The organism is Streptomyces sp. NPDC005551 (assembly GCF_042871785.1).
Classification (GTDB): domain Bacteria; phylum Actinomycetota; class Actinomycetes; order Streptomycetales; family Streptomycetaceae; genus Streptomyces.
Window position 1 is genome coordinate 879698 of sequence record NZ_JBIAJE010000002.1, and the last position, 12729, is coordinate 892426.

Genomic DNA, 12729 nt, shown 5'->3' on the forward strand with positions numbered 1-12729 from the left:
CCGGACGTGACCGATCTCAAAGCGGGTTCCGGCCGCGCACTGGTCAGGCACTTTTGCGGGCAGAGCCGACCAATCAAGATCACTTGTTCGTGGGTACCGGGCGTGTTGTCGGCGGCAGGTGCGAGGATGCCTCCAGTACTGGCCGACGCGCCCGTGCGCGGTGGGGGAGTCTGCGGTGGGGGACCGCAGCGCAGTCTCGTCCTTCTCGTCGCGGGTGCTTGCGCGGAAGGGACCCCGGACGGCGATGCAGATCCGGCTGACCGTCGTAGACCCGCTGGGCCCGCCCTCGGAGCCGCGGGGGCGAGCCGCCGCCTGCGATGTGCTGGTCACCGCGCCCGCCGGGACGGCGCTGGCCGCGGTGCAGTCCGGACTGGCCTCGGCTCTCGCGGGAGGGGACGCTCCGCTCGTCCTGTACGCCGGTTCCGAGCGGCTCGACGCGCAGCGCTGCACGCTGGGCGAGCCGCCGCTGACCGACGGCGCCGTGCTGTCGCTGGGCGCTCCCGCCGAGCCCGGGCCCGACGAGACCGACGTCGCGGCCCAGCTGCACGTGGTCGCGGGTCCCGACGCGGGCGGTGTCCACCTGCTGCACGGCGGCCGGATCCACATCGGCCGTTCGGCCGACGCGGACGTCCCGCTGGACGACCCGGACGTCTCCCGCCTGCACTGCGCGGTGACGGTCTCGCCGGACGGCCGTGTCGCGGTCGCCGACCTCGGCTCCACGAACGGCACGACGCTGGACGGCACCCGGGTGGGCGAGCGTCCGGTGCGGTTCGGGGCCGGGGCCCTGCTGCGGGTCGGCGAGTCGGCGCTGCGGCTGGCCCCGGCCGCCGGGGTGGGTGCCGTCCCGACGGCTCCCGACGGCGAGGGGCACGTGCGGGTGAGCGCCGCCGGGGCGAGCGGCCCGCCCGGTGCCGCGGGCCGGACCCAGGGGCCGGGACCGACGGCCGCCGTGCCCCACGCGCGCGTGGGCGGCGGCACCGAGACCGCCGCCACGGGCACCCGCACGGACGCGGGCACCGGCCGGTTCGCCCCCGCGGGAGACACCCATCACGGCTACGGCTCCGCGGGATGGGGATCGGCCGGCGGCCTCCCGGGCGCCCAGGAGCACGCGTCCGCCGCACCGCCCGTCGTCCCCGGCCAGGGGCGGGCACCCCGGACGGAGAGCAGGCGTCCGGACTCCCCCGGCGGGCCGGTGCCCGACCGGGACGGCGACACCCGCGGACGCGGCGAGGCGGCCCCGGGACGGGCGACGGCCGCCGGTGCGGGCGGTCCTGAGGACGGCGCGCCGGACCCGGGCACGCGCAAGGGCACGCCCACCCGTGGCACCGACGTACCGCCCGGCATCCGCAGGCGCGGCCTCTCCGCCTGGGCACGCAGGCTGACCGGCGCCCGCGACGAGCCGTGGGAGCCCGGCCGGGACGCGTACGGCGCTCAGGACGCCGAGCCGGCCGGCCTTCTCCCGGCCCCCGCGCAGCTGCCGGACACGTGGCCGGATCCCGCGACGCTGCTGCTCACGGCGCTCGGCCCGGGGCTGCGGCTGTGGGAGCGCGAGCCGGGACACCCGGAGATGCTCACGGTCCGGCTGGGGACGGCCGACCGCGCCGCACCGGGCGGCTCCGGCCTGCTGCCCGCGGTGCCCGTGACGGCCGGGCTGCGCGAGGTCGGCTCGCTGGGCCTGGCCGGTCCCCGGGCGCGGCTGGCGGGGCTGGCCCGCGCGGTCGTCGCCCAGCTCGCCGCGCTGCACTCCCCCGACGCTCTGGAGATCGTCCTGCTCAGCACGGACCGTGCGCGGACCGTGGAGGAACGTACCTCCGAGTGGTCCTGGCTCGGCTGGCTGCCGCATGTCCGCCCCACCCACGGCCAGGACTGCCGTCTCCTCCTCGCCTACGACCGCGACCAGGCGATCGCGCGCGCGGACGAACTGCTGCGCCGCCTGGAGGACCATCTGACGGAGGCCGGGAGCACGGCCGCGGGCGGCGGCCGCGGCCGGGGCGCGGCGGCGCCCGGCCCCGTCCGCGGAGGGGCCCGGCGTCCCTCGTGGGCCCGGGAGGACCCGGAGGAGGGCTTCCCGGGGCCGTACACGGTCCTCGTGGTGGACGGCGACCCGGGCGGCGCGGGGGTGCGGGACGCCGTGGTGCGGCTGGCGCGGGAGGGCGCGCAGGCCGGGATCCACGTGGTGTGCCTCGCCGAGACCGCGGCGGCGTCGCCGGCCTCACCGGTGACGGAGACGTACGAGGCGGCCTGCGAGGCGGCGCCCGGTTTCCGGGAGTGCGGTGCCGTCGCCCTGCTCAGCGGCGACGTGGCCACGGCCCTGCGGCTGATGCGGGTGGCCCCGGCCGGCCCGCCCCCGGAGCTCCGCGCGAGCGCGCCCGACACGTCCCGGACGGCGCCCGCCCGGGACGGCCGCCCCGCCGACGGCGGGCGCGAGCGCCCGTCCGCTTCCGGCGGCGGCCGGTCCCGCCCGCAGGGCGCTCCGGGCCCTGACTTCGTCGGACACGGGACGGTGGCCGCGGTGGACGCGGTGTCGGCGGCGTGGGCCGAGCGGTTCGCACGGGCGCTGGCGCCGTTGCGCACGGACGGCACCGGGGACCGGCACGCGCGCGTGTCCGCTCCGCTGCCCCAGGCGGCCCGTCTGCTGGACGAGTTGGGGCTCGCTCGGGCCACGCCCGCCTCCCTGCTGGCGCGTTGGGCGGACGCGGCGGACGACACGCAGGCGCTCGGCGGCCGCGCGCGTGCGGTGCTCGGAGCCGGCCCGCGCGGACCGGTCTGCGTCGACCTCGCCGCCGAGGGCCCGCACCTGCTGATCGAGGGCCCCCCGGGCAGCGGCCGTACGGAACTGCTGCGGTCGATCGCCGCGTCGCTCGCCGCGGCGGAGCGGCCCGACCGGCTGGGCATCGTCCTGATGGACGGGCGGGACCACACGGGCGGCAAGGGCGGCAGCGGGCCCGCCGAAGGTCTCGCCGCCTGTACGGACCTTCCGCACGTCTCCACCCACCTGACCGCCAACGACCCGGTGCGGATGCGGGAGTTCGCCCAGTCGCTGAGCGCCGAGCTGAAGCGGCGGGCCGAGCTGCTCGGCCGGCAGGACTTCGCCGAGTGGCACACGAACCGCGAGGTGTCCGGCCGTCTGGTCGCCCAGCGCTCGGCGGACGGTTCGTCCGGCACCGGGGATCTCGACAGTCCCACCACGTCGACGATCCGGCTGCGCCCGGCGGCGGCGCGGCGGCGTACGGAGCCGGGGCCGCCGCTGGCCCGGCTCGTGGTGCTGGTCGACGACCTGGACTCCCTGCTGTCGCCCGCGCTGGGTTCGCCGGGCCGGCCCTCGGCGGGTTCCGTCGTACGGGCGTTGGAGGCCGTGGCCCGGGAGGGCGAGCGGCTCGGGGTGCACCTCGTGGCGACGACCGGGATGTGCGGGCGGGTGACGGACACGGAGCTGGCGCGTACGGCGGCGCTGCGCGTCACGCTGGACGTGCCCACGCCGGGGCCGGACGAACCGGCGCCGGGGCGGGGCCGGGTGTCCGGGGCGGACGGGAGGGTCACGCCCTTCCAGGGCGGGCGGGTGACGGGGCGGATTCCCCGTACGGCGACGCTTCGGCCGACGGTGGTGCCGCTGGAGTGGCAGCGGATGGGGGATCCGCCGGCGCGGCGGCCCGTGCGGGAGCTGGGCAACGGTCCCACCGACCTCGCGCTGCTCGCCAGTGCGCTGGAGCGGGCGGCGCGTTCGGTCTCCGCCACGGAGGTCCCCTCGCTCCTGTGACGGGGTCCCCGGGCCCACGCGCCCGGGGACAGGCGTTTCCTCCCCCTGCCCGTCCCCGGGCCCCCTATCGGCCTGCGGCCTCGTCCCCCGCGCCGCGGGGGCTGAAATCACCCCCGGCCGGACTGAAGTGCCGTAACCGCCATCCGGCCGAAGAGGACGTGCCGGTACGTCAGATGCCTCTCGCGGACCGGGCGTTGAGTGTCGTCCGCCCGTGTGACGGGGTCTCACGCCCGGCCGGCGAAGGGCGGACGCACCGGCGCGGCCCCGACCCAACCCCCGCACGGGGCGCCCCGTCGGCCCCCGCACGTCACGACGCGGTCACGATCACTCCTCGGACACGGTATGCGCTCTTGCCGCCCTCAAGCACCCGGGCGTACACCAGACCGCACGGGACAGGTTCCAGAGGGACAGCGCTCAGACGTTCGATGACGAACGAAGAACGGGGCACAGATGCACAGCACTGCTCAGTCACGCCAGGCACGCCGACCGGGCACGGCCGCCGCGCGGGCCGCGGCCGCGGCGCTCACGGCCGGCGCCCTCGCCCTCACGCTCACCGCGTGCGGTGGCGACGACGACGGCGACGGTGACGGCGGCAAGAAGAAGGAAAGCAGCGGAGCGACCGTCACGCTCCCCAAGCTGGACGGCGAGAGTCTGGAGGTCGCCGCCGTCTGGACCGGCCCCGAGCAGGCCAACTTCAAGAAGGTGCTCGCCGAGTTCGAGAAGCGGACCGGCGCCAAGGTCACCTTCGTACCCGCGCAGGACCCGATCATCAACTTCCTGGGATCGAAGATCGCGGGCGGTGAGCCGCCGGACATCGCGATGCTCCCCCAGGTCGGCGCCATCAAGCAGGCCGTCGAGAAGAACTGGGCCAAGCCCGTCGGCAAGGACGCCGAGGAGCAGCTGCGGAAGAACTACTCGCAGGGCTGGCAGGACCTCGGCAAGGTCGACGGCAAGCAGTACGGCGTCTACTACAAGGCGGCCAACAAGTCCCTGATCTGGTACAACGCGAAGGTCTTCGAGAACGCGGGTGCCAAGGAGCCCAAGACCTGGGACGAGCTCCTCAGCACCGCCCAGACCGTCTACGACTCGGGCGTCACGCCCGTCTCCGTCGGCGGCGCGGACGGCTGGACCCTCACGGACTGGTTCGAGAACATCTACCTCTCCCAGGCCGGCCCGGAGAAGTACGACCAGCTGGCCCAGCACAAGATCAAGTGGACGGACCCGTCCGTGAAGGACGCGCTCACCACGCTCGCCCAGCTGTGGGGCAAGAAGGACTACCTCGCGGGCGGTGCGAGCGGCGCGCTGCAGACGGAGTTCCCGGCGTCCGTGACACAGACGTTCACCGGCGGGGACCAGCCGAAGGCGGGCATGGTCTTCGAGGGCGACTTCGTCCAGGTCAACATCACGGAGACCAAGGCGAAGGTGGGCACGGACGCGAAGGTGTTCCCGTTCCCGGCGGTCGGTGACGAGGCGCCGGTCGTCAGCGGCGGCGACGCGGCCGTCATCCTGAAGGACTCCAAGGCGGCCCAGGCACTCGCCACGTTCCTCGCCTCGCCCGACGCGGCGAGCATCCAGGCGAAGCTCGGCGGCTACCTGTCGCCGAACAAGAACGTCGACGCGTCGGACTATCCGAACGCGGTGCAGCGCAAGATGGCGCAGGCCCTGATCTCGGCCGGCGACGACTTCCGGTTCGACATGTCGGACCAGGCCCCGCAGGCCTTCGGCGGCACGCCCGGCAAGGGCGAGTGGAAGGAGCTCCAGGACTTCCTGAAGAATCCCAAGGACATCGCGGGGACGCAGCAAAAGCTGGAGTCGGACGCCGCCAAGGCGTACAAGGACTGATCCGGGGATGACGTCGGTATCGGCGGGAGGGGCCGCTCCGGCCCCTCCCGCGGCTCACTCACGCAAGAGCGTGACCGGCACCCGCAAGGCCGTGGCAGCGCTGTTCCTGCTGCCCGCCCTGGTGCTGCTCGGCGCGCTCGTGGTCTACCCGATCGGGTACTCGCTGGTCCGGAGTTTCTTCGACCAGTCCGGCGACGGCTTCGCCGGCGTCGACAACTACCGGGCGCTGTTCACCGACGACGGCATCCGCACGGCCCTGAAGAACAACGTGCTGTGGGTGGTGTTCGCGCCGACGATCTCGACCGCCCTCGGTCTGGTCTTCGCGGTGCTCACCGAACGGGTGCGCTTCGGGACCGCGTTCAAGCTGGTCGTCTTCATGCCGATGGCGATCTCGATGCTCGCGGCGGGCATCATCTTCCGTCTGGTGTACGACCAGGACCCGGAGAAGGGTGTCGCCAACGCGGTCTGGGTGGGGGTGCACGACACCTTCGCGGAGTCGTCCGCGTTCCCGAAGGCCCACCCGGGCCGGGAGTCGCCCCTCAAGCCGGACGGCGGCGGCTTCGTCACCCGCACGACGGTCAGCGCGGGGCAGCCCGTCACGCTGCCCCTGGTGGGGGTCGCCCCCGACCAGATGCCCGGCAGCGCGGAGAAGGCCGCACCGGCGAAGGCCGAGCCCGGCAAGGTCACCGGCACGGCCTGGCAGGACTTCACCCGCGGCAAGGGCGTCGGCGAACTGGGCGGCGTCGACAGCTCGGAACTCGGCTACGCGGGCATGCGGATCGAGGCCGTGAAGGACGGCGAGGTCGTCGACTCCACGAAGGTCGCGGGCGACGGCACGTTCACCCTGTCCGGCAAGGCGGACGGGGCGGTGCTGCGGCTCCCGGCGAGCAACTTCCGCGAGGCGTACAACGGCGTCGACTGGCTCGGTCCGTCGCTGGTCACCCCCGCCGTCATCGGCTCGTACGTGTGGATGTGGGCGGGCTTCGCGATGGTGCTCATCGCGGCGGGGCTCGCGAGCGTGCCGCGCGAGCTGCTGGAGGCGGCGCGGGTGGACGGCGCGAGTGAGTGGCAGGTGTTCCGCAGGGTCACCGTGCCGCTGCTCGCCCCGGTCCTCGCGGTCGTCACGGTCACGCTGATGATCAACGTGCTGAAGGTGTTCGACCTGGTCTTCATCATTCCGCCGGGCTCGTCCCAGGACGACGCGAACGTGCTGGCCCTGGAGCTGTACCGCAAGGGCTTCTCGGAGGACCAGCCGGGCATCGCGAGCGCGATCGCCGTGTTCCTGCTGCTGCTGGTCATCCCCGTGATGCTGTTCAACGTCCGCAGGCTGCGGCGGGAGGTACGACGATGACCACGCAGGCCGACAGTCCTGTGAAGACGGCGCCCGTCGAGGTCGTCCGGCCGAAGCGGTCGCTCGGCTCGCGCCTCGCGAGCGGCGTCAGCGGGGGCGTGCTGCGGCTCTTCCTCATCCTGGTCGGCCTGTTCTGGCTGGTGCCGACCATCGGGCTGCTGCTGTCGTCGCTGCGCAGGCCCGAGGACATGAGCGCGAGCGGCTGGTGGAAGGTCTTCAGCGAACCCTCGCAGCTGACCGTGGACAGCTATCAGAAGCTGCTGGAGAACAGCGACATCACCAGTTCCCTGGTGAACACGGTGCTGATCACCGTCCCGGCGACGGTGCTGGTGGTGGTGATCGGCTCGCTCGCCGGATACGCCTTCGCCTGGATGGAGTTCCCGGGCCGCGACTGGTGGTTCCTGGGCGTGGTCAGCCTGCTGGTCGTGCCCGTGCAGGTGGCGCTCATCCCGATCGCCGAACTCTTCGGCAAACTCGGTCTCTTCGGGACGATCCTCGGGGTGATCCTTTTCCATGTCGGCTTCGGACTGCCCTTCGCGGTGTTCCTGCTGCGGAACTTCTTCGCGGAGATCCCGAGGGAACTCCTGGAGGCCGCCCGTCTCGACGGCGCGGGTGAACTGCGCCTGTTCCTGCGCGTCGTGATGCCCCTGGGCGGACCCGCGATCGCCTCGCTGGGCATCTTCCAGTTCCTGTGGGTGTGGAACGACATGCTGGTCGCGCTGGTGTTCACCAAGTCCGGCACCCAGCCGATCACGGTGGCGCTGCAGACGCAGGTACGCCAGTTCGGCAACAACATCGACGTGCTGGCGCCGGGTGCCTTCATCTCGATGGTGGTCCCGATGGCCGTGTTCTTCGCGTTCCAGCGGCAGTTCGTGTCCGGTGTGATGGCGGGCGCCGTGAAGTAGGCGCACCCGGTACGGCGGCGCGTGCAGCGGGCGCCGCGGTACGGCAGTCGAGGGGCGGGCCCGGGCGGTCCGCCCCTCGGCGTGTGCGCACCCCTCCCGCGGGAGCGCGCACCCGGCGTCCCGGGCGCGTGGACGCCCGCACGTCCTCGCGCCCGCGTCCCCCGGATGCCGCATGTGGCGTAACCAGGTCACCCCTTCGGCCGTTCCCGGGCAGTGTGCCCGCGCCGACCCATGGATGTCCCTTGCCCAGGTTCAGTGTCATCGTCCCCGCGTACAAGGTTCAGGCATACCTGCACGAGTGCCTCGAATCCGTGCTTGAGCAGTCCTGCCCGGATCTCGAACTCATCGCGGTCGACGACTGCTCACCCGACGCCTGCGGCGCGATCATCGACGAGTTCGCGGCCCGCGACGCCCGCGTACGCCCGCTGCACCTGCCCGAGAACGTGGGCCTCGGCCGGGCCCGCAACGCGGGCCTCCAGTGCGCCACCGGGGACTACCTGATCTTCCTGGACAGCGACGACACCCTCACCCCCGACGCCCTGCGGTCGATCGCGGACCGGCTGAAGGAGACCTCCGAGCCGGACGTCCTGGTCTACGACTACGCGCGCACGTACTGGTCGGGCGAGATCGTCCGCAACCAGCTGGCGGGCCAGCTCACCGAGGAGGGGCCCGCGCCGTTCCGGCTGGCGGACCGGCCGGGGCTGCTGAAGGTCCTGATGGTGGTCTGGAACAAGGCCTACCGGCGGGAGTTCGCCGAGCGGGAGGGCCTCACGTTCCCGCCGGGGCTCTACGAGGACACCCCCTGGACCTACCCGGCGCTGATGTCCGCGGCGACGATCGCCACCCTGGACCGGGTCTGCGTGCACTACCGGCAGCGCCGCCGGGGCAGCATCCTCGGCACGACCTGCCGGGGGCACTTCGACATCTTCGACCAGTACGACCGGGTCTTCGCGTACCTCGACGCGCGCCCGGAGCTGGCGCACTGGCGTCCGGTCCTGTTCCACCGGATGGTCGACCACATCGCGACGGTGTTCACCCGGCGCGGGCGGCTGCCGCGCGGCTCCCGCGCCGAGTTCCTGCGCCGGGCCCGCGCCCACTACGCGCGGTACCGCACGCCGGGCGCCCCGGTGCGCCCGCGCGTCCGGCTCCGGCACACGATGATCCGCCTCGGCAGCCACCGCACCTACCGGCTGCTGTCGCTGGCGTCCCGCCTCCGGCGGCGGGCACGGCGGCTGGCCGCGCGCGTGGGACACCGGACGCGCGAGGCGGCGCTCCAGGTCCACTACCGCGTCCAGCGCCGGCTGCCGCTGCGCGCCGACCGCGCCGTGTTCGCCAGTCACGGAGGCCTCGGGTACGGCTGCAACCCGGGCGCCCTGGAATCCGCGTTCCGCACGCTCGCCCCGCAGATCCGCACCACGTGGATCGCGCACGCCGAGCACCACCACACCGTGCCGCCGGCGACCCGCCGGGTGCGGCCCGGCTCGGCCGCGTACTGGACGGCACTCGCCCGCTCCGCCTACCTGGTCGACAACACCGGCTTCGACCGCCGTCTGGTCAAACGCCGCGGCCAGGTCGTCATCCAGACGCAGCACGGCACCCCGCTCAAACGGATGGGACTCGACCTCCAGGACCGGCCGGCGGCCGCCCGCGGCACGGACTTCGCCGCGCTGCTGCGCACGGCCGACACCTGGGACTACTGCCTCTCCGCCAACCGCCACTCCACCCTGGTGTGGGAGCGCGTCTTCCCCTGCGCCTACACGACGCTGGAGTACGGCCAGCCCCGCAACGACGTGTTCCAGCGGGCGACTTCCGCGGACGTGGCCCGGGTGCGGGAGTCCCTCGGCATTCCGGAGACGTCCGTCGCCGTCCTGTACGCGCCGACGTACCGCGACTACCGCCGCGGCCCGCTCCACACCCTCGACCCGGAGCGCGTGCTGCGCCGGCTCGGCCCGCGCTTCGTGCTGCTGACCCGCGCGCACCCCTCCCACGGCGGCCCGCTCACCCCGGGCTCGGGGGGCCGCCTCATCGACGTCAGCGACCACCCGAGCGTCGAGTCCCTGTGCCTGGCCGCGGACGTGCTGGTCACCGACTACTCGTCCCTGATGTTCGACTACGCCAACCTGGACCGGCCGATCGTCGTGTACGCCGACGACTGGGAGGCGTACGAGGCGGCCCGCGGCACCTACTTCGACGTGCGGTCGTGTCCGCCGGGCGCGGTCGCGCGCAGCGAGGACGAGCTGGTCGACGTCTTCGCGAGCGGCCTCTGGCGCGGTGCGCGCTCGGCCCGGCTGCGGGCCGCGTTCCGCGAGCGGTTCTGCCCGCACGACGACGGACGTGCCGCCGAGCGGGTGGTGCGCCGGATCGTGCTGGGCGAGCGGGCCGGGCTGCCCGCGGTGGTGCCGCTCGCCGAGCGCCGCCCGGTGCCGTCGGCCGCGGCGAGCCGTCCCGCCGCCGCGCTCACCACGTCACCGTCCGGACCGGCCGGTGCCACGCAGGTCCCGCCCCTGCCGTCCGTGCCGGCGCCCGGAGCGGGGGTCGCCGCGCCCGTCGCCCCCGACAGCCTCTGAACCGGAGTACGCATGCCCCGCAGTTCGTCGCGGCCCACGCCGACCCGGCCCGCCACCTGGCGCCCCGCCGGCCGGCCGGGGCGATGACCCACCGGCTCCGCGTCCCTCGAGAGAAAGAGCAGCATGCCCCGCTTCAGCATCGTCGTCCCCACGCACGAAGTCGCCGGGCGCCTGTCCCAGGCGCTGGATTCGGTCCTCGCCCAGTCCTTCGGCGACTTCGAGCTGATCCCCGTCTGCGACGCGCCCCACTCCCCCGCGGGCGCCGTCGCCGCCGCGTACGCCGGACGGGACCCCCGGGTCACCCCGGTCCACTCCCCGCCGTCGGCGGGGCTGGGTGCGGCCCGCAACTCCGGGGCGGCGGCGGCCACCGGCACGTATCTGCTCTTCCTCGACGGCGACGACGAACTGGCACCGGGCGCGCTGGCCGCCCTGGACGCGGGGCTGCGGGACGAGGAGGTGGACGTCCTCCACTTCGCGCACGAGCGGGTCCACTGGTGGGACGCGGAGACGGCGACGCCCCCGCTGCCCCGGACGCCAGCGGGTGCCTTCGACCCCGGCCGGGCGCCGGGACTCACCGGCGTCACGCTGCCCGCCTGGAGCGCGGCCTACCGCCGCGCCTTCCTCACCGAGCACGGCCTCGCCTTCCCGGGCAGGCACTTCACGGACCTCGGCTGGGGCGGCCTGGTGACCCTCGCCGCCCGCCGGGTCGCGGTGCTGCGCACGGTCGTCGTACGGCATCTGCTGCGCCGGCAGGGCAGCCGGCTGAACGCGCCGGGCGAGCATCAGCTGGACCTCCTCGACCAGGTGGAGCTGGTACTCACCCGGGCCGCCGGGCAGGGGCTCTCGGCCGACCGGACGAAGCCGCTGTTCGAGCAGCTCTTCACCGTGGTGCTGAAGACGGCCGCCCACCCCGAGCGGCTGCCCGCGCACCGGCGCCGCGCCTTCTTCCGCCGGGCGGCCCGGCTCCACCGGTACCACCGCCCGGCCGGCTTCCGGCCGCCACCGGGCAGCCTCGGCGTGCAGCACCGGCTGCTGGCGGCCGGCGCGTACAGCGCGTTCCGGGCGCTGCGCGGCGCCAACCGGCTGGCGGCCGCGGTGAACCGGCGGCTGCCCCGGCCGCGGATGCTGCGCACCCGGGCGCTGTACGCGCTGAACCTGCGGCGCTCCCTCGACGAGAACCTGGCCGTGTACTGCGCGTACTGGGGGCGCGGCTACGCCTGCAACCCGGCGGCGATCCACGCCAAGGCCCGCGAACTCGCCCCGCACATCCGCTCGGTGTTCCTGGTCGAGGCGGACGCGGTGGACGCGGTGCCAAAGGGGCTGGACCACGCGGTGATCGGCAGCCACCGCGCCTGGGAGGTGCTGGCCCGCGCCAAGTACCTGATCAACAACGCCAACTTCGCGGACGGCGTCGTCAAGCGTCCCGGCAGCGTGCACCTGCAGACCCAGCACGGCACCCCGCTGAAGAAGATGGGCGTCGACCAGTCGACGTATCCGGTGGTGGCCGCGGCGACCGGCAGCTTCGCCAAGCTGCTGGCCCGGGTGGACCGCTGGGACTACAACCTGTCCGCGAACCCGCACTCCACCCAGATGTGGGAGCGCGCCTTCCCCGGCTCGTACGAGACCCTCGAGTACGGCTATCCGCGCAACGACGTCTACTACACGGCGACCGCCGAACACGTCGCCCGGGTCCGGCGCACGCTCGGCGTCCCGGAGGGGAAGACGGCCCTGCTGTACGCGCCCACGCACCGCGACCACAGCACCGGCTTCGACACCCGGCTGGACCTGGAGGCGTTCTGTGCGGCGGCCGGGGACGACTTCGTCGTGCTGCTGCGCGCCCACTACTTCTACGACGAGGGCCGGCCGAGGGGCGGCGGGCGGATCATCGACGTGACCCGGCACCGCTCCTCCGAGGACGTCTGCCTGGCCGCGGACGCGCTGATCACGGACTACTCGTCGATCATGTTCGACTACGCCAACCTCGACCGCCCGATCGTCGTGTACGCCGACGACTGGGAGGTCTACCAGGAGACGCGGGGCAGCTACTTCGACCTGATGAAGAGCCCGCCGGGCCGGGTGGCCCGCACCCCGGACGAGTTGACGCGCCTGTTCCTGGACGGCTCCTACGCGGACGCCGAGTCGGCCGCGCGGCGGGCCGCGTTCCGGGAGCGCTTCTGCCGGTTCGACGACGGGCGGGCCGCCGAGCGGGTCGTGCGGCGGGTGCTCCTCGGCGAACCGCCGGAGGCGATCCCGCCCGTGGTCCCGCTCAACCGGCGCACCCCGGCCCCCACCCTCGTAAGGAGCTGA

General features: G+C 74.1%; 6 protein-coding genes. All 6 read left to right on the forward strand.

Features of this window, described 5'->3' with window-relative positions; all coding sequences use genetic code 11:
- Positions 1-244 precede the first annotated feature (244 nt).
- The 6 genes from ACFYP4_RS08045 to ACFYP4_RS08070 all read left to right on the forward strand — a co-directional run bounded on the left by ACFYP4_RS08045 (position 245) and on the right by ACFYP4_RS08070 (position 12729).
- Entirely contained in the window at positions 245-3757 is a 3513-nt protein-coding gene (locus ACFYP4_RS08045; RefSeq protein WP_388783735.1) for an FHA domain-containing protein, read from the forward strand.
- A 450-nt stretch (positions 3758-4207) separates the two neighbouring features.
- Positions 4208-5599 (forward strand): extracellular solute-binding protein, encoded by a 1392-nt coding sequence (locus tag ACFYP4_RS08050; protein ID WP_358853706.1) that lies wholly within the window; start codon positions 4208-4210, stop codon positions 5597-5599.
- Positions 5600-5669: 70 nt separating this feature from the next.
- Positions 5670-6950 (forward strand): sugar ABC transporter permease, encoded by a 1281-nt coding sequence (locus ACFYP4_RS08055; RefSeq protein WP_358853705.1) that lies wholly within the window; start codon positions 5670-5672, stop codon positions 6948-6950.
- On the forward strand, positions 6947-7855 hold the full coding sequence (locus ACFYP4_RS08060) for a carbohydrate ABC transporter permease (protein ID WP_388783740.1): 909 nt from the start codon (positions 6947-6949) through the stop codon (positions 7853-7855). The genes ACFYP4_RS08055 and ACFYP4_RS08060 overlap by 4 nt, the downstream gene beginning before the upstream one ends.
- A 242-nt stretch (positions 7856-8097) precedes the next feature.
- Positions 8098-10422 (forward strand): CDP-glycerol glycerophosphotransferase family protein, encoded by a 2325-nt coding sequence (locus ACFYP4_RS08065; RefSeq protein WP_388783743.1) that lies wholly within the window; start codon positions 8098-8100, stop codon positions 10420-10422.
- A 123-nt stretch (positions 10423-10545) separates the two neighbouring features.
- On the forward strand, positions 10546-12729 hold the full coding sequence (locus tag ACFYP4_RS08070) for a CDP-glycerol glycerophosphotransferase family protein (RefSeq protein ID WP_388783745.1): 2184 nt from the start codon (positions 10546-10548) through the stop codon (positions 12727-12729).

What these genes read in the sequence shown, in the direction of transcription:
- ACFYP4_RS08045 (WP_388783735.1), top strand. Translation starts at nt 245, where the DNA reads ATGCAGATCCGGCTGACCGTCGTAGACCCGCTGGGCCCGCCCTCGGAG.
- ACFYP4_RS08050 (WP_358853706.1), top strand. Translation starts at nt 4,208, where the DNA reads ATGCACAGCACTGCTCAGTCACGCCAGGCACGCCGACCGGGCACGGCC.
- ACFYP4_RS08060 (WP_388783740.1), top strand. Translation starts at nt 6,947, where the DNA reads ATGACCACGCAGGCCGACAGTCCTGTGAAGACGGCGCCCGTCGAGGTC.
- ACFYP4_RS08070 (WP_388783745.1), top strand. Translation starts at nt 10,546, where the DNA reads ATGCCCCGCTTCAGCATCGTCGTCCCCACGCACGAAGTCGCCGGGCGC.